This window comes from Roseovarius sp. (assembly GCF_048262375.1).
Taxonomy (GTDB): Bacteria; Pseudomonadota; Alphaproteobacteria; order Rhodobacterales; family Rhodobacteraceae; genus Roseovarius.
Map to the genome: position 1 here is coordinate 1 of NZ_JBLXFE010000033.1, position 19,949 is coordinate 19,949.

12 protein-coding genes are annotated in these 19,949 nt (G+C 57.9%); 1 reads left to right on the plus strand and 11 read right to left on the minus strand.

Features of this window, described 5'->3' with window-relative positions; all coding sequences use genetic code 11:
• Positions 1 to 738 precede the first annotated feature (738 nt).
• On the minus strand, positions 739 to 1,698 hold the full coding sequence (locus tag ACN0SW_RS18860) for a homocysteine S-methyltransferase family protein (RefSeq protein WP_417729463.1): 960 nt from the start codon (positions 1,696 to 1,698) through the stop codon (positions 739 to 741).
• 32 nt (positions 1,699 to 1,730) lie between these two features.
• Positions 1,731 to 3,125 carry an FAD-binding oxidoreductase gene (locus ACN0SW_RS18865; RefSeq protein ID WP_417729464.1) on the minus strand — a complete coding sequence of 465 codons (1,395 nt, stop codon included), beginning with the start codon at positions 3,123 to 3,125 and terminating at the stop codon, positions 1,731 to 1,733.
• Between the two features lie 121 nt (positions 3,126 to 3,246).
• Between ACN0SW_RS18865 and ACN0SW_RS18870 the strand changes: the two genes are divergently transcribed.
• Entirely contained in the window at positions 3,247 to 4,329 is a 1,083-nt protein-coding gene (locus ACN0SW_RS18870; protein ID WP_417729465.1) for a GlxA family transcriptional regulator, read from the plus strand.
• Positions 4,330 to 4,766: 437 nt separating this feature from the next.
• Here the strand turns inward: ACN0SW_RS18870 and ACN0SW_RS18875 are convergent, their stop codons facing one another.
• From ACN0SW_RS18875 to ACN0SW_RS18915, 9 genes are all read right to left on the minus strand, one after another.
• Positions 4,767 to 5,390, minus strand: a complete 624-nt coding sequence (locus ACN0SW_RS18875) for a hypothetical protein (RefSeq protein ID WP_417729466.1) — start codon at positions 5,388 to 5,390, stop codon at positions 4,767 to 4,769.
• The gene (locus ACN0SW_RS18880; protein WP_417729467.1) at positions 5,332 to 11,727 is read right to left on the minus strand and encodes a hypothetical protein; all 6,396 of its coding nucleotides are present in this window, start codon (positions 11,725 to 11,727) and stop codon (positions 5,332 to 5,334) included. Before ACN0SW_RS18880 ends, ACN0SW_RS18875 begins: the two co-directional genes overlap by 59 nt.
• A 203-nt stretch (positions 11,728 to 11,930) precedes the next feature.
• Positions 11,931 to 12,314, minus strand: a complete 384-nt coding sequence (locus ACN0SW_RS18885) for a hypothetical protein (protein WP_417729468.1) — start codon at positions 12,312 to 12,314, stop codon at positions 11,931 to 11,933.
• Positions 12,311 to 13,636 (minus strand): recombinase family protein, encoded by a 1,326-nt coding sequence (locus tag ACN0SW_RS18890; protein ID WP_417729469.1) that lies wholly within the window; start codon positions 13,634 to 13,636, stop codon positions 12,311 to 12,313. Before ACN0SW_RS18890 ends, ACN0SW_RS18885 begins: the two co-directional genes overlap by 4 nt.
• Positions 13,633 to 14,082, minus strand: coding sequence for a DUF2924 domain-containing protein (locus ACN0SW_RS18895; RefSeq protein WP_417729470.1), 450 nt, complete (start codon positions 14,080 to 14,082; stop codon positions 13,633 to 13,635). Before ACN0SW_RS18895 ends, ACN0SW_RS18890 begins: the two co-directional genes overlap by 4 nt.
• Positions 14,079 to 14,294: a hypothetical protein gene (locus ACN0SW_RS18900; RefSeq protein WP_417729471.1), complete on the minus strand. Its 216-nt coding sequence runs from the start codon at positions 14,292 to 14,294 to the stop codon at positions 14,079 to 14,081. Before ACN0SW_RS18900 ends, ACN0SW_RS18895 begins: the two co-directional genes overlap by 4 nt.
• The gene (locus tag ACN0SW_RS18905) at positions 14,291 to 16,606 is read right to left on the minus strand and encodes a phage/plasmid primase, P4 family (RefSeq protein ID WP_417729472.1); all 2,316 of its coding nucleotides are present in this window, start codon (positions 16,604 to 16,606) and stop codon (positions 14,291 to 14,293) included. Before ACN0SW_RS18905 ends, ACN0SW_RS18900 begins: the two co-directional genes overlap by 4 nt.
• 436 nt (positions 16,607 to 17,042) lie before the next feature.
• Positions 17,043 to 18,914 (minus strand): hypothetical protein, encoded by a 1,872-nt coding sequence (locus ACN0SW_RS18910; protein WP_417729473.1) that lies wholly within the window; start codon positions 18,912 to 18,914, stop codon positions 17,043 to 17,045.
• Positions 18,907 to 19,689 carry a hypothetical protein gene (locus ACN0SW_RS18915; RefSeq protein WP_417729474.1) on the minus strand — a complete coding sequence of 261 codons (783 nt, stop codon included), beginning with the start codon at positions 19,687 to 19,689 and terminating at the stop codon, positions 18,907 to 18,909. The genes ACN0SW_RS18910 and ACN0SW_RS18915 overlap by 8 nt, the downstream gene beginning before the upstream one ends.
• Positions 19,690 to 19,949: the final 260 nt, after the last annotated feature.

Here is a 19,949-nt window from a genome sequence, read left to right on the forward strand (position 1 = left end):
TTGGTATCCCCTTGCCGGTCCCGTGGAAAACGCCCTAGACTTGCGCTTACCCCCCTCCCAAAAGTCAGGAACGCCTCCTTCGTGTGGTATTTTTCGTGGTATATTTTCCATCTGTTAGTTTTTTATCAAACTAAAACAGTATGTTGCCTCATGTGTGCGGATGACTGAGCCTCCGCCACTTGCCCTCGCGAAAGCGTTCTCCAGATCTGGATGCGGCCGGATTTTTCCGTGTTTTCAAAGGGGTTTGTGGGACAGGCTGAACACCACCGCGTCGTCTCTCGGCCCAAAACCCGTTCTCCGGGCCGGTTATTCTCTGGACCTGATGACTGCGCGGATTTGGTGAATTCTTTGCAAGGCACTGTAATCAAATAATTTTCCGAAAGGGTAACCTGAACACTTCGACCAGAGTCGCGTTCGACTAGATGGAACGCAAATCGAACATTCGCTGATCGTCCGGTATGTAACGAAGCACTGAAGTTTCCGCAGCGCAGCATCTTGCCAGGCGCTGCGGGAAGGGCGGACAGTGATCATCCGCCGCGTATGCTTGGCAAGCGGACCCCGGCAGGAAAAGCGGACATCGGATGGGACCCTTGGCCGGCGATCCTGCAGCGGTGCCGCATGACGGCTCCGAGCCCTTTGCGTCAGCAGCGCCATCTCCTTGTTCGAAGAGCAAAAAATCAGCCTGGCAGGCAGCAACGCCCTTTCAGCCGGAGAGCGACGAAGGCGACGATCAGCCTACTATTCCGCAGCCATCGCAAGACGTGCCTCGCCCACCCGTCGGGCGATCTCGCCGATATGGCGCGCGTCGGTGCCGCAGCAACCGCCCCAGACGTGGACATGGGGGAAACGCTTTACGAGGCCGGCCATCTCGCCGCCGAGCGCCTCTGGATCGCCGTCCTCGAGGTGGCCGAGCTTGCAGAGCGACAGCGTGTCCATTGCCACGGCGTTCGGCATGAAGCCGCCAAGGCGACCGGTCCATGCGCCGGGCGTGAGAGCCGGTTCGAACTCCGTCGGGTGGGTACAGTTGATCATGTAGTAGGCGGGCGCACCATCGGTCGCCGCGTCGACCTTTCGGATCGCTTCCTCCAGTGTTTCGCCCCCCGCGAGCCGTCCGCCCTGCTTGACGAAGAACGAAATCACCACCGGCATGTCCGCGGCCCGGGCGGCGCGGGCGACACCTATGGCCTCCTCCACGCTGGAAAAGGTCGCGGCGGTCACGAGGTCGGCGCCAGCCTTGCAGAAGGTCAGGATCTGCTCGGAATGGTAATCTTCCGCCTCCGCGGCGTCCGGCATGCGCCCGACATTGTAGGCGTCGCCACGCGGGCCGATGACGCCGCCGACGAGCATCGGGATCTCGGAGGTTTCATATTCCCTGGCGAAGGCGCGATAGAACTCGATCCCGCGGATGTTGATCTCCTCCAGCGCCTCCCGCGAGAAGCCGATCAACGCGCCCCAGTCCCGGCTGGCGCGGTAGTGCAGACCTTCGTTGATGACGCCGAAGCCGTTCGCCACCGCGGCCTCGACGAGCTTGCGGTGAAAGTCGGTCAGGCAGTCGAGGCCGCGGCTATCGTTCAGCAGTTCGAAGGCGCAGAAATGCCGGAGCTCGAACCCGTCGACATATTGAAGCCAGGTCTCGAACCCGCCGCCGCAGGTCATGTCGCGGCCGTTCCTCTGGGGAAGCTTGGAGTGTTCAGGCATGTTTGAGGCCTCGCTTTCCGGGAAGGTGCAGGCTATTCCGCCGGCGCGATGTTCTGGTTCAACCGGAACAGGTTGCCCGGGTCGTATTTCGCCTTGATCGCCGAAAGCCGTGCATAGTTCGGGCCAAAGGCGCGCTTTGTCAGTTCCCGGTTGTCCTCGCCATGGCCCGGGAAGTTCAGATAGATCCGACCCTCGTGGTCATACGTCGCGGAGCCTTCCCAGCCCTTCCGCGCCCATGTGACGTTGGCGTCATCATCGGCCGGATCGGACCAGACCCCATCAAGCGAATACATCCAGCCCATCGAGCGGTCGCCGAGCGCCGTTGCTTCGGCCGGAACCTTGGCCACCGCGCCCCCCATGCACCACAGGGAGGAAAGTGTGTTCGGCGAAGGCGCCGCCGCGGCGTTGGCAATCGCCTGGTCGATCATCCCGTCGGGCAGGTCCTTCAGGTAACGCGCCTTCCAGTAGCAGCGGAACTCGCCCGCCGGCATCAGCGTGTCGAACAACTGCTGCACATCGACATACTTCATGATCCCTGAGAAATCGGCGGCCATCGGCCCGAGTTCGCGCAGGGGCTGGAGCAGCGTCTCGCCTTCAGCCGCGTCGCCGTTGTAGACACAGGCGAGTGCGAAAACCTTCTGGCCTCGATACTCCTCGGGGAAATCCTCGCCGTCGGCGGTCGAAAACTCGCAGAGCGTCCCGATCACGTCCGCATGACGCGAGACGAAATCCCGCCAGAAGCGGATCGGCTCCGGCCCGGCGGAAAGCGGGTAGATCGGCGCGGCGAACATCACCTCGGGCCCCATCGGGAACAGGTCGAACTCGAACCCGACCACGACGCCGAAGTTCCCGCCACCGCCCTTCAACGCCCAGAGCAGGTCGGGGTTCTCGTCGGCGCTGGCGCGCACAAGCGACCCGTCCGCCGTGACCACCTCCGCTGCGGAAAGACAGTCGATGCAAAGCCCGTGCTTTGCCCTGAGCCAGCCGATTCCGCCCGAGAGCGTCAGGCCCGCGACGCCGGTGTCGGAGATCAGCCCGCCGGGCGTGGCGAGGCCATGCACCTGGGTCGCGCTGTCGACGTCCTTCCACAGGGCGCCGCCTTCGACCCTTGCGATCCGCCGGTCGGGATCGACCTCGACGCCGCGCATCTCCGACAGGTCGATCATGACGCCGCCCTCGCAGACGGCGTGGCCGGCGACATTGTGCCCGCCGCCCCGGATCGCGACCGGCAGGCCCTGCGCGCCTGCGAAGCGCACGGCGCACATCACGTCTTCCGGGCCGAGGCAGCGCACGATGACAGCGGGCCGCCTGTCGATCATCCCGTTCCAGACCCGGCGCGCGTCGTCGTAATGCGCGTCTCCTTCCGTAATGACAGCGCAGGAAACCGCCGCGCGCAGGTCATCAATCGAAGTGTTCCGGGCGTCCATGTCGGCCTCCTCTCGACAATGCGTCAGGTCACTATCCCGAAAGGGTCGCCGCGACGGGAGTGGCAGAACTGACGAAACAGTGGCAAACTGGTCAGGTTGCGGTGCCGAATTGGATAAAAGAATGCAGAATATGACTGACGCATCCCCCGCATCGGACCGAAAACCGCTCATCCTGCTGCTGGCGACGCCGGAGACGTCTGCCTCGGTGCTGTACGGCCTGTTCGACGTACTCTCTTCGGTCGGGGCCGTCTTCCCGGACATGGTGAAGGGCGCGCCCGAGAAGGAGCTGCTGGATGTGAGGATCGTTTCCGCCGACGGTCGGCCGTTCAGTTGCGTCGGCGATGTTCCGGTCCGTCCACATTCCGCCATCGGGGATTTCAACACGCGGGACCCTGCGCCGGACGCGGTGGTCGTGAGCGACACCTACATATCCGTGACCGGCGTACCGACGGGGCGATACCCACGTGAATGCGCCTGGCTGCGCGAGATGCACGAAGCCGGCGCGCTGCTGTCTTCGGTCTGTTCGGGCGCGCTGGTGCTGGCCGATGCCGGCGTACTCGAGGGCTGCGAGGCGACGGCGCACTGGGCCTATCGCGACATGTTCCGCCGCTATTTCCCCAAGGTGGCGTTTCGCGACTCGACGGCGCTCTGTCTGAAGGATCAGGACAGGGGCGTGGTGACGGCGGGCGCCGTCTTCGCCTGGCACGATCTCGCCTTCTACCTGATTTCCCGCTTTTGCGGCTATCGCCATGCTGTCGAGACCGCGAAGGTGTTTCTGATGAACGACCACATCGAGGGACAATCTCCATACGTTGTCATGACGCGCTCGATGACCGTCAAGGACGCGATCGTCGCCGATTGCCAGTCATGGATCGCCGAGAATTACGAAGTTGAAAACCCGGTGGAGCGCATGATCGGCCGCTCCGGCCTCAGTGCTCGCACCTTCGCCCGGCGGTTCCGCGCTGCGACGGGCTATGCGCCGATGGATTACGTTCAGGCGCTAAGGATCGAGGAGGCGAAGCAGGAACTCGAGCGCGACCAACGGCCCGTCGAGCACATCGCCGCCATGGTGGGCTATGAGGATCCCGCCTCGTTTCGCCGGCTGTTCAAGAAGCGCGTGGGCTTGACGCCGGCGGCCTATCGCAAGAAATTCCAGAGGCTTTCAACGCTGGCTTCGGCCACGGTGCCAGACTTGCGGAATTGAATGACAGCGTCATTCCGCGTCGGACGCATTCCGTTGACGGGTCGAAGGGAAGACCATTCTGTCCTTGGTGAGGTGAGGTGTGGTCGTGTCAGGTGGTGGTGCGTTGATATTTTCGTCATCTCAGGTTGGCTGACTCGGCGGATGGACTTTGACGTCCTCGGCTGCGAATTGGTTGATGGTCCGCTTGGTCCAAGGTTTGTGGCTGCTGGATGCGTGCCATCCAGCGGCGATAAACCTTGGACCTCTTAGACCTTGGGGTCAGGCGCAGCATTTGCCCTGAACGGCGGAAAGCCGTCATTTGCTGCGCTTGCAAACAGATCAACACGACGCTGGCAGAGCTGCCGTTCGCCGCATATTCACAATGATGCTCCAACGTGTTGCAAAGCGAAGCTTCCACTTGGATTGCATTGCCAATATGAATGCTGCAGCAATTTCGGTTAGTTTATTCGCTTCGGCTCTTTGACCTCTTCCTGAAGAACCGTCTCGAGTTCGTCTAGAGCAAGTCGAAGATCGGATATCGCCTCTCGAATTTCACTGGGCGGGTCGTTTTTGTCTTTTTCTTTTTCCTCTTCGCACACGGCAATCCTCAAGACACTTAGAAATCGTGTTTCAGCATCTGGGTCCGCAATATCGGAAATTTCCGCAAGCTGCTCGTGGTCGAGGTCTAGTTCTTTCACCGCAGCCTTAACCAACGCTGCTGCTAGACTGCCGGTGTGGTGCTTCAGCTTTCTGGCTAAGCTGATCTTGTCCTCGTCAGGTTCGATTGGTGCTTCGTACGGCATCCGGATTTGGAATATTGGATCTCCGGTAGACAGTATCAACTCCATGGCCGCGAGCGCTCTTTCGTATCTTTGCATTGGGTCGCTGCCAGGATAGCGGCGTCGTTCACGCCAAAGCTTCAAAATCAGATCAGCTGTTTCTTGTTTGAAGGTGGCATCTTCCTCGGATGAGACCATCAGCTCAGACAGATAAGCAGCCATCCATTTCGCTGTTATGTCCAGATCATCCAACTCTTTGATGATTCTGAGCCCAAGTTCCTCTATGGCCTGATCGCGATTCATACGTTCCATCTCGACCGAGCCGGATGACTTCGACCCTTTTTTGGGTGGTTCTTTTTCTTCTGCTTTTGCCATAGTCGCTCCCAGTTGAACGTTCTAGGTTCATTGTTACTACTAAATCGCATCCAAGGGCATTCATGGAGTTTTGAAGAGCACTTTCGGTGATGCTCAACCTATAGCCGTCGACATAGGAATAAGATTGATGTCGCATCGATCGTTCGCTGTCGTCCGGGGTGGTGCTCCAAGCACGATAACTCAAATCAGCAATCTCACTTTCGTCAGCACCCCAAGATGAGGACCACAATGGACCAGACGGTATTTGAAGAACGTGTAGGAGTGTTTTTGTGGGTGCCGCTTGAACACTGCGTCCTTTGAAACAGCGCGGGTCTTCCTTATCAACTCCGACTTCGCGAATGGCCATTGGACGATGGATAGCAGGGATGATACAGAAGTCGCTTTGCCTCCCGTCGTCCTCTTCGAAATCTTCTGAGTCAGGAATGAATACGTCGTAGTAGTCTGGTGTCGCCGCGTAGGCGCGCAAGAGTGCAGGAGCGGTTTTGCTTGGTACGAAAGCAGCTTTGCTGCGAACTTCACTGTGGGCTGCTTGCTCTCCATACTCGTACATCGCGTGCTCTCGATACTGACTAAGAATCAGTCTGCCGTCTTCTCCGACTAGCTCTTCCAGCGGATCAACCGTATCGACTTCACCAACCCAGTCCTCTCGGTCAGATTCAGGTTGTTTCCAAATCCCTTTCGAGAGCGGCAACGGTCCGAGGAGATCAGATATCCAGATTGTTGGGTAGGTCGTGTCGTCGCGCTCCAACAAACCTTCAAATGCGTCGTAATGATCGTCATCGTACTCGACCAGCGGGCGCGTCTTAAGTAGCTCCCCGACCGCCATGTGTAAACCGTGCCATTGTAAGTAGACCGAGTGGCGATGGATTGTCGGTCGTGAGCCATGCATCGCTAAATAAAGTTCATAGTCGTCATCTCTTAAACGGCTCTTTCTGGGTTCATTAGCCCAATGGCTGGTCTCTTTGTGCCCACCCCAGCGATCTACGATCCATTCTTCGGCAACTTGGATCAACTCGCTCGATGATAGATCCACGAACATGCGGCAGGCAGGGGAGTACCAATTCGGTATAATGTCCATGCTGTCGAAACTAAATCTCGACCCCGGGTCTGCGTGACTATCGAAAACACGAGCATAGCGATCCTTCAATCTCGGTGCCCTTTCAGAAGCCGAGCCGTTCATTGATGCCAAGGTTACTTCATCTACTTTTACGTTCGCGCCGCACTGTCGTGCCTGTTTAAGAGCTCTCGCGAGGAAGTGTCCTATCAGGATGTGTGGCTGGTTTTTTTTCCAGACTTTGAGTATCTCAGCCTCGTGGTCCTCAATAATATTTGGGTATTGCGATGACGCTCGAGCTAACACCATTGAAAATTGTTGGTCAGCATTCATTTCTTGAAAGGGGCAATCGGGAAGGGTGTAGTGACGATTGAAAGGCCCAATAGCATGGACAAAGATGCCTTTTATCAAATCAGATAGGCCAAGCTGTACGGCACACAAGAGTGAGTGAGAAGCCTGCCAGCGCACTCTCGCATCAATGTCGCCCAAATACCTGTAAATTATAGCAGAGATGACCTCACTCTGCGTTGAGGGCAGTTTTTGCGGATCAAATGAGTACCGTTCATGTGCGCTGTCGCCAAGGTGTAGGCGTGCTTCAGTGCGGTTGATCAGTCGAGCCAATAATTCGTCCGCTTTATGCTGATCCAAATTATTCGCATACTCGGCCAGAAGCTTCAGAAGACTGGCTGCACCCAGCTTTGCGGCATTCTGTTCAACCAAGTCCAAGACAACTTGACGTCGGCCTTCCGGAGGCAGCCCGGAGCGGGTCTGGAGCTCTGTAAACTGTTCTCCGTGATACCAATTGTATCCCATCGTTCTGCCGCCAAGTTCCACAGTCAGCTGTGGAAGTTCGTTTGCGCACCATTCGCTTGTTGCTCTTCCCGTCCAATCGTCCAAAGCCGCGAAGATCGCTTCTATTTCAGTGTCGGGCCATCTTGATGTCCGTGCGCATTGAGCCAGTGTGTTGAGGTGCTTTATCCGATCTGAAAACCGAACTCGCGTGCGCAACTCAAGCAGACACTCTTTGAAGTCGAAGACTTTTGCATTTCGGTCTGCTTCTTGAGCTTCAGCGATCTTTTCAGCGGACAACGGATCGACGGAGGCCCAGTTAGCTCTAACTTTATCCTTATGACTTGCCTTTGTGGATTCGAGCCGCATCGTGTCGGTTTCTTCGCGATTAGGTTTTTGAGGCGCTAGGGCCGTCGACTTGAAATTCATGATTTGTTCAAGACGGGACCATGCTTCCGCTGCGGATTTCCCAGATAGACACAACTTCTCCAGATTGTCGGGAATGTAGGCATCAGAGTAGGGTGTCGTTGCCAAAATCTTTCGCTCAACGAGATGCCTCAACAAATCATCCCGTACGCCCTCAGAAACCTCACCCAAGCCAATCAGAATTTTGTCTTCAACCGATTGCGGGACATCTCCCAAGACCTGAGCAAGCGTGTATCCATCGGGTGCGCTAAGCCAACCTGTGTCGAGCGTCGCTTCTAGGAACAGCCCGATCTCATTGCAGTGCGTAGTGAATCCCTCGTCTCCCCAACGAGAAGCAGTCATCGCGCCGACAGATGGGTTTGAAAAGGAGATCGCTTCCAAAGCTTCCTCTAGAGGAAACCCATCCTCCGAATCTAGCAACTCGCCGGCGTGCCGTACAACTCTCGCAAACGCGCCCAAGAGTTCTTTCGTTTCCGATGTGTCTGGGCGTTCCCGTTTCACGATGCGGCACAAAGCATGCAACACATCTAATGCTTCGAGATCGACTTCCTCTGCAATCTTCAGCGCGTCCGAAAAAATCGCCGATGCATGGTCTTTAGAGAAGTCCATGAAAACTCGCGCAATTGAAAGCAGATACTCAGATTTTTCGGTTGCTCGGACGTGAAGACTCTGTATTTCCTCCGACTTTTGCTCCAAAGTTTCAGCAACTGCAGCTTGCAGTGAGGGATCGTGCAAAATGATCGCACACAGCTCAGCGTCTTGGTCAGAAAATCCCTCGCCTTTGGCCAGTGAGGACTTCAAGAAAGTGACTTTGGTTGGTCGGTCCAACCCAGACGAAAGCAGTAGATCGGTCGCTCGGAGGCGCAGAATACTCTTCACGTATGAAAAGTGATAACTCCTGCTACTTGTACGACCCAGGCTGGTTATCTTCTGATCCAAATGCTTAGTGGCTGTACTTGTCCTGCTACCTAGCAAAGATGCGTATGCTTCATACACTGGGAGCAGTCCGCAGATCTCATCATAACCCTCTTTTGCGATCCTGAATTCCCTTTCGCTTTCCTCAGTTTGTTCTTCTTCTTTGGGCCTTTCCGGTTCAGTTAAGACAGCTTTGAGGTCAGGCTCCTCACTGTTTGAATGCGACGTCAAAATGGCTGTGCGAAGCGCAAAGTCTATGCGGTAAGGATAGGTTAGATGAATCCCTTGGAAACTTGGCGGCCAACCAATTCGAAGTTTATCCAAGATTAACTTCGGACGTTCCTGCGCAATTTCCCCAGTTAGCACTAACCCCTCGAGAAATAGTAGGATTTCATCCCTTATTTCTGCTGTAAGTGACGGTCCCGAACCATGTCCGTCATCTTTCGCAATCATCTCAAAATCGAATTTGGAGAGTCCGATGAGAGCATTTTCGAGCTGCTCGGGTGAGGGGGTTGCATCGGCTCGACGCAGGGCATTGATTGCCAGAAAACGGAAGCGAGGGTCCATTTCCCCCAAGACATCAGCGATCACGCTAGGGCCGAATTGGACCACAATCTTCGCGAGCACCCATTTGCGCAGGGCTACACTGAAAGCGGCGTCCGTCCATCGATCGCAATCCCGCTCGACCAGCGACCATCCTCGAAGCGCGAAGAACGTCAAAAGCCTTGTTACGACGTCACGCCGTTGTGTGCTCCAATTGTGATGTCGGTTTTCATCTTTGAAGGTTTGGCGCATCCACTCTTCAGCGGCCTGCAGATTTAGGCGGCTTTCAAAAGGTTTGCCCTGCCTGACTTTTTCTCTCGCAAGGTGGAACAAAACTGAGCCTTGCCTACTGCGCTCCCCGGGGTCATTGAGCACGAGAACGCCAATGGTTTCTTCGAGAAACGAAGCCGATAAATCAGAGTTCGCCAATATTAGATCGTCTACCTTGCCAGAAGTGCGCATCGCTTCGGCCCCGACAAATATTGTCTCTCCAACTGATATTTCGTCTTGATCATTTGAGGCAATGTGGAGTGCGGCTCGGAGACGTGAAAGATCTACTCTTCTCCTCACAATCGGATCTGAGATTGCGGCAGTGCCGTCCTTTTCCCCAAGAAATCGCCCCATCTCAGATTTTCTGCCGCAAGCAATAAGTGCGTCGAACAGATGCGATGCCGCGTAACTCGAGCTCAGCCGTTCTGACACAAGAACTTCAGCGATCACCGAACGAACCGCTTCCGTTGCCTCCTTAGCGGTGTGCTCAGAGTACTCTTCGAAATCTTCGTTGGAAAATTCAACGCCCCGTTCACCTACGCGTAGGTTCGGAGCAAGGTCGTTCACAATGTCTTCGGTGACCTCGTTACTAAGTTCACAAACTCGGGATAGCACGTTGATGGGTATGGGGGCGAAGAGTTCATCCAACGCTGCGCACCAATAGCTCCGCCGTATGTCGACTCCACTACGGTCGAATGCCTCGCGAACCTTTGCATCGAAGAGTTCATTGAGCGACTTTCCATTTGGGCGAAGGAATTCTACCGCATCTGCTAAGGAACTTGCTCCGGCCAATGCACTTGTTTGAACACGAGGAATAGACCGCGAAAGAGCATGAAAATCGCTGATCGCAGTCTCGCTTCCTTCCAAACCATGTAGCGCGACCATTGCCCGTGTTTCGCTTAGAGAAAACGCGGGGCATAGGACTTCTTTGGTCCCCTCAGGCAGATTCATTCTGGGCAGCCTAGAGCTGCGACACGTGACTACAATTCGAATGTTGGAGGGAAGATCTGTGAAAGCAACCAACTGATCCAGAAAGCACCTTTGTGGCGGAGTATGCGAAGCCGCCTGGGTTACGATGTTGTCCGCAGCGTCGATGACAATCACCAACAGGGAACCAGGGTTCTCTCGACCAAATATCTCAGACGCCGTTTCCAACTTCTGGCGGAACGACGGAGCCATGTCTTCCCGTTCTTTGTAGGGAAAGAACAGCGGCGTATTGGTCAATCTTGCAAGTTCGTTGGATAACTGTGTAAACCCCTGCCACGAATTGTGCCTTGGCCTAGACGGGTCACGATAGCTGCCTGCGCCGTAGCAGTCGTAGACGATGGTTCTGGAGCCAGGTAGCAAAGCGGTTTCGAGACTTCGAGCTGTCGTCGTTTTCCCACAACCGCCTTTCCCATGCAGAACTACCAGTGAGTGCTTCTGAACCGCACTAGCGAGAGTTTTCGTAATGGATCGCGGAATCGTTTCTGAAAGGGGCTCGAATTTTGGTTCGCAAGGAAACAATCCTTGGCCTCTTCCCAGGTTAAACCAGCTCAATACTGTGTCGCGCTTGACTGCTCTGTTGCCTTCCGGCCCAAGCAGCTCCTGAATGCGCACCCGCAGATTGTCAGCCATGTCTCTGACCGGGTTCAAAACCAGTTCGGCGATTGCTTTCGTGTTCTGCTCACGGAGCTCTGCTCTGGCCTTTTCTCCGCCTTCAAGTGATAGCACCTTACAAAACTGGACTAGTTGGTTTTTTCCGAGACCTGTTGCGCGTTTTAGCGAGTTGTAGTCGTCTCCCTGCAACTTGTCATTTGCTGCCTTGGCTATAATATTTAGCAGGTCTTTTGCTATTGGCTGGTTCGTTACCAGCTTAATTTTCAGCGATGCCTCCACTTGACGAGGTCTTTTCCCTTTGGTCGCGCCCTTGAACGCGTCTGCAAGCCGCCGCGCTACGGAGTTATTGCCTGTCTTCTTTGTTGATGAGCAGAAACGAGCTAGCGTCCAACTTTTTTTCTGACCGGTTACCGAATACTTTAGCTGAACGAGTTCAACGCGTGAGTTTTCGGGATTTTCGGTGTCGTCGAAGTATAGCGCGCAGTCCACTCCGTCCCAATTGGCGTCATCATTTGTTTCTGCGGCATCCCTGACACCCTCAACAGTTAGCTCCGTTAGACCTGTAGCCGGGTCCAGCAATTTCAGGGCGTTTCCGAGCGCCCAGGCTTCATGAAATTCATCTCCGGCGTTTGATGCAGGTGCGCCAAGTACGTCTGAAGGTCTGCTCAATACTTCTTCTTTCCAATGCCTAAGTGGATCTTGTTGAGGAGTCTCCTGTGACGTTCTCACCGTTGGTATTGAGAGACAAGTCCCGGGACACAGTCTCTACTTTTCCGTGCGATTTTGCGGCCGCAGCGAACGACGGCAATGACGGGCCGCGACGCAGCATCGGATTCGGCCCGTGAACGGCAGGTTTGGGCCGTTCGTGTCGTTCAGGAGAGATGAACGCACTGCTCCTCCCACTCGACCGGAAACGGTTCCAGCAACTTCGCCAGTGTGACCTCCGGCGCCTGATTCCCGTCTAGGATCGCCACAACGATTTCGGGCGCGAGCAGGGTCAGCCGCAGGACGCGGGTCATGTAGGAGGGTGCGATCCCCTCGCGCTCGGCCAACTCTGCGATGGTGGCGAACTCCCCGGATTCGATCATCCGTTTCCACCGGAACGCGCGGGCGAGCGCCTTGACCAGCGCGCTGTCCGCCCGCCGCGACTGCGTGGCACCCTCCGGCAGCTGCATCTCCTTCCGCCCGCCGCGCTTCACGACGCGGAATGGAACGTGGAGAGTTACCGTCTTGGGGATCGGCGCCCCACGGGTCATGCGGCTTCCCCAATGCCGCCCGCCAGCATCTCGCGTGCGAGGCCGCTAAGGCCGTCTACGCGCAGGCGGACGGTCAGGCCGTCCGTGCCGATGTCCACGCGCTCGACCAATAGCGCCACGATACGGGCCTGCTCGGCGGGGAAGAGTTCGTCCCACAGCGGGTCGAGTTGCCTCAGGGCCGCCCGGGCGTCGGCCTCGGTGATGTCTTCTGCATGGGCGCGCGCTGCCTTCCATGTCCCGGCCACGATTTCGGGTTGCCGGAATACGGCGTGGAGCTGGTCGATCACGGCCGCCTCGATCTCGCCTGCTGGCACGCGGCCGACCGGGCATGATCCGGCACCATGCTTCAGCACCGACTGGCTGACATAGTATCGGTAGAGCTTGCCACCCTTGCGCGTGTGGGTCGGCGAGAAGGCCGCCCCGTCGGGACCGAACAGCAGTCCTTTGAGCAGCGCGGGCGTCTCGGCCCGGGTGCGCGCGGCGCGCTTGCGGGGGCTTTCGGTCAGGATGGCGTGAACGCGGTCCCATGGCTCGCGGTCGATGATCGCGTCGTGCTCTCCGGGGTAGCTGTCGCCTTTGTGCACCGCTTCGCCGATATAGGCGCGGTTGTTCAGCAGGCGGTACAGGAATTTCTTGTCGATCCGATTGCCGCGGGGCGTGCGGATTCCGCGCTTCGCCACCTCTCGCGCCAGTTCGGTGCAGGACCCGATCTCGAGGAAACGGGCAAAGATCCAGCGGACGTGTTCGGCACGCTCGTCGTCGATCACCAGCTTGCGGTTCTCGACCCGGTAGCCATAGGGCGGCACCCCGCCCATCCACATGCCCTTCTTCCGGCTGGCGGCAACCTTGTCCCGAATGCGTTCGGCGGTGACCTCCCTCTCGAACTGGGCGAATGACAGCAGGATGTTCAGCGTCAGCCGGCCCATGGAGGTGGTGGTGTTGAACGACTGCGTGACCGAGACGAAGGTGACGCCGTTGCGGTCAAACACCTCGACCAGTTTGGCGAAGTCGGCGAGCGACAGGCTGAGACGGTCGATCTTGTAGACTACGACCACGTCCACCAGCCCGTCTTCAATGTCCTCCATCAGCCGCTGAAGTCCGGGTCGATCAATCGTGCCGCCCGAAACGCCGCCGTCGTCATACTGATCGCGAACCAGCACCCATCCCTCGGAGCGCTGGCTGGCGATGTAAGCTTCGCAGGCCTCCCGCTGGGCGTGAAGCGAGTTGAACTCCTGCTCCAGCCCTTCCTCTGAGGACTTGCGTGTGTAAACCGCGCATCGGAGTTTCCGGACAACCTTGGATTTGTCAGCCACCGTGGTCATACCCGGCCTCCCTGCCTCTTGAGCCCAAAGAAGACGAGACCGTTCCAGCGGGTCCCGGTGATGGCCCGTGCGATGGCGGAGAGCGACTTGTAGGGCCGCCCCTGCCATTCGAAACCGTCGGAAAGGACGGTGACGACGTGCTCGACACCTTGCCACTCGCGCATCAGCCGTGTGCCGGTGATCGGCATGGCGTCCGCGCGGATGCGGCTCATCTTGCGGTCGCCACCGTCCAGTTCCTCGCCGAGCCGCTCCAAGCGCCTCACGGTCTCGGGCTTCAGCCCGCCATAGGCCAGTTCCTGGATGCGGTAGGCCAAGCGGCTTTCCAGGTAACGGCGGTTGAAGGGCGGCGGTTCGCTGTCGAACAGTTCACGCCACTGGGATTTCAGTTCCGGCGTAGGGGTGGATTTCAGCGCGGCGAGGCGCGCGGGGATCGTGTCCTGGGTCATGGGGTCTCCTTATGCGAAGTTGCATGACCGCTCTGGTCGGCCGGATTGTGTAGCGGAAATTCTCCATCAGACGCAGATACTTGCACGCCATCACGCATCCGCAGCCGGATCAGCCCGAGGGCAAGGATCTTGCAAAGCGCCGCGCGGCGTTCCTTGGGGGTCAGAAGGTGCGGTTTGATCGGGTTGGGTCCAAATGCCTGGGAATGGCTCATTCGGAGGCCCCCTCGGCTGCAGTGCCTCGGCGAATTGACAGGCCAAGCCAGCCCCGTGCCCTGTTGACCGTGGCTTGCCGAAATCCGCGCTGCCGCAAAGCGTCACCCAGGGATTTGGAGGACCCAGGCGGGCACCCTGTTTCTTCGGCCCAGGACTTCCAGCTGGAGAACAGCAATTTGGATGATGCGCGTTGTTTCGGGCCCTCGGAACATTTTTCTGCGATCCACTGTCCGACCAGGTCTTCATCTTCGAAGTACTTCTCAGCGGCCTCGAGCACGCAATCGGGCGGTGCGAGGCCGATGCGCTGCCAGTCCGCGCAGCCCTCCATCATCCAACGCAGGATGCCATCACGCTCGGCCCTGAGTTTTTCGACGAGTTGCAGATCCCGACGCGCTGCTGGAATGGTGACTGTGAACGGAATCAGATGAAGGCGCCGCCGCATCGCTTCGCCGCATCCCACAAGGTGGGGGCGATGATTGCCGGCAATGACCAGTTTGAACTGCGGTGTGAACTCGAAGTGGTCCTGACGCATGAAGTTGGCGCGGACTTTTTCGCCGCCGGTAATGGTCTTGATGCGACCCTCGGCCCAGCTGCGACCTTGTTCCGTTTCGGGCACCAAGACCAGGCGGGCGGCACGGAGCCCGGCAAGTTCCGTGAGATGTCGCGTGCCGTGGGCTGACATGAAGGCGTCAAGCGTTGCTGTAGCGGCATAGTCGCCGAGAACGTGGGCAATTGTGCTGAGAAACACCGATTTTCCGTTTGCACCGTCGCCATGCAGGAAGGCGAAACTCTGTTCACGCGTCGAGCCGGTCAGGCAATAGCCTGCGAGGCGCCGGAGGTAGGCCTGCAGCTCCGAATTGCCTCCGGTGATTTCTCCGATGAAGGCGCGCCACAAAGGGCAATCACCCGCGGGTGAGGCTGTGGTCATCTGGGTCAGCAAGAGCGCCGGATCGTGTCGTAGGATCTCGCCCGTTTCGAGATCGATGATGCCAGCAGGTGTGTTCAAGAACATCGGATGCGCGTCCCAGTCCGAGGTCCGTGCAGCCATGCGCGGGTCGCTGGCCGCTATGCGGAGACTGGAAGTGATCGTCCGATCACTGGCGATACGGCGAGCTTCGGCAGGGCGAACACATTGTGCAGCGGAGCTTCGGCAAATCATGCGCACCAGCTCGCGCGCGGTGCCGGTCTCATCGCGCGACCAGACCTGACCCGTCCACTGAAACCAGGTCGACCATTGCGCGACGTGCTTCCAGTCTTTCCCATGCCTGTCAGCAAAGTATTCGGCGATGGCATCCTCGCTGTTGTCCGGGGCGAGATCGTAAGGCACGTCCTTGCCAGTGGCAGTAGGCATGGGACCGTTTTGGCGGATATCCCGAGCCAGCAGCGCTTCGAACTCACGATGGAGCCTGTCCTCCTTCCAAGGCGGGACAATCATGGCAGCGTTGTGGTCCTGAACAGCTGTCCACGCATCGTCGAGCGAGCAGGCTTTCCGTCTTGAATTGCCTATCCAGTGGCCAATCACCTTTGACAGCGCCTCGAAGCGGGTCAGGCCATCGATGCCGCCAGCATGGATACGGCGGGTCGCCAGGTCCGCTGGATTTGGACCGGTCTTGCCATTGTGACAGGCGTCGATGATGATCGGCCGGTTCTCCAGCGCGGGCATGTCCCGGGCGGCCTCCTCGAGTTCGGCCAGCTCGTATTCAAAAGGGCTTTTTGCGAGAATCCGGACGGGTGCCTTGACGCCATTCTTGCCGTGGATTGTGCCTGCAACACGAATGGGCTGGGCCAGGCTCTTGAAGGATGTGTCACCGCCGAGCTTGACCGCAAGGGCTTCGCGCAGGACCCGAACCCTTTCGAGATCACCGCCGGAGGCAACCTCCGTCAAGCGCCAGTAGAGATGGCGCTTCGTCTGCCCGGCTTCGGTGATCCCGCCGGATGCAACTTCCAGCGTGGGGGTGCCCAGGTGGCGGACGGCATGGTCACACTTGCCGGCGATATCGCCCGTGTCGAAATCGATAACGACCACGCAGGTCTGGAGAATGTGTTCGACGCGGGCGGATGTGCCTGATCCGACAGTGCAGGGCACGACATAGACGCCACAGGTATTCTGCGCCGCCGAGCCCGCCTTGCCCGCCAGCAGATCGGCCAGCTGATCTACATTCGGAAACCACTGTTTCGGTTTCTTGGGGGGAGTGCCGGTTTCGGCAATCATCCGGATTGGGACATTGCCTTCAATATACCGAAAGACGGTGTCGCAATAAATCTTGATGACCTCGACGTCGATCTTGGGCGCAGGACAAATAGAGGTCATTCCCAGCCTCCGATGCCGCCACGGTGTCGGCGCTCAAAGTCCAGGATGTCCTGAATGCGATATCGGACGGATCCTCCGATGATGCTGAATGGTGGTCCCTCACCCAGGCTACGCCACCGCTGCAGAGTGCGGCATGAGAGATCCCAATGGCGTGCCAGCGTCGCTTCGGTGACAAAGCTGGACGATGGTCTCTCATGGAAGGGTATGTGTGTGTTCTTGCGCATAGGGCTGCCCTGACGGATTGCGGGTTTGCCCACAGGATAAAGGCCCCACGGGCACAATTCGTCGGCACCGACGTGACAGGATTTGATGCTGGCGTGACTGACGAAGGTCCGGTTACGGCCATTTCGATGCCGTCAAGCCCCCACGGCGTGACAAGAAATTTAATGACGTGACAAGCACACTTGCTCAGCTTTCGTCGAAAGAAACGATCGAACTACGATTCGTCTTCACGCACCGGGATGATTGTCGGCGCAAGACGATAACCCTTTGGTGTCCGCGTCTGGATGAACCGGTCCTTGCCCAGTTCCCTACCGTGTAACATTTGGTAACTCTCATCGAGCATCTGACGGCACCGGGTAACCTGTTGTCGGATAACCGTCTTGGATACCACCTGCTGCGCAGCCAATGTGCCTGAGGCGACATAGCGGTGATCTTCCGGCGGCAATCGGTTAGCCAGGTCCTCCAGAAAGGTAGGCTTCAACGCAGTCGGCAGTTTTGCCTGGGCGCCGGTCAGAACACAAAGCCCCTCAATCCTGACCACCGGGCGGCCGTCCTCGTCCGCAAAGGCAACCCGAAGCGGAGCATCGGGGTCGGGAACCTGATCTATTTCGTCAGCGGCGCTCGTTGCTGGAATGCGGGAGGCGGTCGGTTTGGGATCTGTCAAAACGGGACTGATACCCGATCCTGATTGCGTGAGAAAAAGGCTTATCAGCGACGTGTTTGGCAGGGTCCCATGAAGGATGTCGTACGATCGATCGCGCAGCACCTGTTCCAGTACTTGCTGAACATTCTTGCCATGCCGCTGGTGCATCGTGACACATTGCTCCAGAGCCGCCCGCTTGGATTGATCAGGATGACCCTCTGCGATACGCGCAAACTCGACGCCGAACTTCGTCATGAAAGCGCAAGGGTCGAGGTTCGACAGGCCGAGGGCGTGACGGGTCCATTCGACGGCCATGGTCCGCGAACTCAGCTTGTCGCGACCACCAAAGAGCACATCAGTGCCGTAGTCTTCGTTGAATTCGTATTCTTCCAAGCCCGCCGCCAAAAGCGCGAAGCGCCGGTCGAGGCATTGCGAACATGTCCCGCAATGGGTGTGCTGCGTTGTCTGCTCGCGGATACTTGTGCAACTTACGCTGATCGGAATCTGTTTTTGCCCGCCATTTTGCGCGATTCGCTCAACAACATCTCGCTTGGTCAGCCAGCGATACTGGTTGTCGATAGGGATGTGGCCGGGGCCAAGCAGCTCCATGAGTGCGTTGAGCTTCCGGAGAGACAGCGGATGGGTCGTCCGCGTGGCCATCGTGCCCACAACCTGCTGGCTGATCGGCAAATTGTGACTGATCACCCCATTCTCATAAAAACTCAGGCGTCTGGCACCAAACGACCGTGCCACCAACTGCCCAAGTGCGGCAAACAGGAAAGACCGGGAGCGCTGCGACGAGTCGCTGGCCTCTTGGCCGTTGCGGCGCGCCTTGACATGGACATGCAAGACCCGATCAGGAAATCTGTCCGTAAGATACCGGCCAAGCTTGACTTGGCGCGGGATGGTTTTTTGCGCAGAACGATGGGTTAGAAGGATGACTTTCTTTTGGGACGCGGTCAGCGCTTCCAGAGCTCCGGCAAATGAATCCAGACCGCCGGAAAACAGAATGACCTCCTCGGCGTCGAAGGTCGCGCCGGCAGGGTCAAGATCAAGGAAAGGTTGCCGAGCCATGTCGAGCGGCTTCCGAACGAAGGCAAAGCTCACTTGATCCTCGGTCAGGAAACTGACTGCGTCAGTCAGGGCTTCCTGGACCTCCCGACGGTTCCAGAATTCCGGATTTCTGACCGGGATCGTGAATTCAAAAGTTCGCCGCCAGCCCCTTCCCATACCGGGTCGGGTCGCTCCGCTACGCTTCACTGCACTGTCCGCAGCAAAGACCGTTGCAGCGATCTCCAGCAGATCGATGTTCAGTGGATCGAGTTCTGTCCGACATCTCGCGCGGATGAGGTCGGTTTGAAGCTCAAACGTCTTCTGAGGACCCTCGAACCTTACCCGGATCGGGTCCTGTCTCGCACCGGCCCTGACGACAGCCTCATGCACGATGCACCTGCCGTGTTCTCAGGTCATCGACGATCTTCTTCAGGGCGACGTGGCCAAAACGCGCCGCCTCAATGGAACTGAAGCCGCCGTCGCGATGCAGGGTCTTGCCATACCACCCGCCGGAAAACTCACGAATTATGCGCGTGGATTCCCATGCAAAATGGTCCAGTTCGCTCTGGAAAGCTTGTCTTGCAGACACATTTTCAAAACGACGTCCGTTGCCGATCTCACGGTCAAGCGTGCGATCCAGCCAGTAGGACAAACTTCCTGCTGCCAGACTGCCGAAGAAGCTTCTCGCGTATTCGGCGACGCTCTTGTTCCAGGACAGGTTGCGGGCGGCCGCCTGAACATCCTCGGGTGTCGCTGCGAACAGCCCGGGCAAGGCATCCCCAATGGCGGTGGTCAGCGTGGCCGAAAGGGCCCTTGAAGCAAGTTCGCCAAGATCGGTGTTTCCGCCATGCGTTGTCCGAACCTGATCCAGCCGCCGGCTGGTTGCAGTGACAATGTCGAGCAACTCGGGCCCGTGTGGGACCGCCATTTCCTGCGCTCTCAAGGCATCGCCAAAATCGGGTGCCCGCGCGGCGGCCGGGATCGCTAGTAGCAGGCGAACAGCTTCGATGAATACCGGATCATTCGCTGCGCGAAGCAGATCCTTTTCTGCCGCCCGCGCACTGGCTGCGAATACTTCATGGCTCGCGGCAGGCCCTGCAAGCAGTTCTGCTACATCCTTCCAGTACCGCGTCCGTGGCAGTACGCCGAGCGTTGTGTGACCCATGTGCCCGCTGCCTCAAAACCGTGGGTGTTCAGTACACTCGACGATTGATCACCATGTCAAACGTTCCCGCCTTAGGGCATCTGCGCTGCATCGCCGCCCGCGTTGCGACAGATGTTACAGAAGAAAACGTAGTTCTCCTCACGCGCGCGCGTGAGAGACTTAATGAATCCATGTGTAACATCTGTTGCATCTGTTGCATCCAAGGGGATCTGACAAACGGGGCCGGACCAAAATCACGTGCTGATTTCTGCCGTGGGTCA

Coding starts and splice junctions, on each gene's coding strand:
- ACN0SW_RS18860 (WP_417729463.1), bottom strand. CDS start 1,698: ATGCCTGAACACTCCAAGCTTCCCCAGAGGAACGGCCGCGACATGACC.
- ACN0SW_RS18865 (WP_417729464.1), bottom strand. CDS start 3,125: ATGGACGCCCGGAACACTTCGATTGATGACCTGCGCGCGGCGGTTTCC.
- ACN0SW_RS18870 (WP_417729465.1), top strand. CDS start 3,247: ATGCAGAATATGACTGACGCATCCCCCGCATCGGACCGAAAACCGCTC.
- ACN0SW_RS18875 (WP_417729466.1), bottom strand. CDS start 5,390: ATGAATCGCGATCAGGCCATAGAGGAACTTGGGCTCAGAATCATCAAA.
- ACN0SW_RS18885 (WP_417729468.1), bottom strand. CDS start 12,314: ATGACCCGTGGGGCGCCGATCCCCAAGACGGTAACTCTCCACGTTCCA.
- ACN0SW_RS18890 (WP_417729469.1), bottom strand. CDS start 13,636: ATGACCACGGTGGCTGACAAATCCAAGGTTGTCCGGAAACTCCGATGC.
- ACN0SW_RS18895 (WP_417729470.1), bottom strand. CDS start 14,082: ATGACCCAGGACACGATCCCCGCGCGCCTCGCCGCGCTGAAATCCACC.
- ACN0SW_RS18900 (WP_417729471.1), bottom strand. CDS start 14,294: ATGAGCCATTCCCAGGCATTTGGACCCAACCCGATCAAACCGCACCTT.
- ACN0SW_RS18905 (WP_417729472.1), bottom strand. CDS start 16,606: ATGACCTCTATTTGTCCTGCGCCCAAGATCGACGTCGAGGTCATCAAG.
- ACN0SW_RS18915 (WP_417729474.1), bottom strand. CDS start 19,689: ATGGGTCACACAACGCTCGGCGTACTGCCACGGACGCGGTACTGGAAG.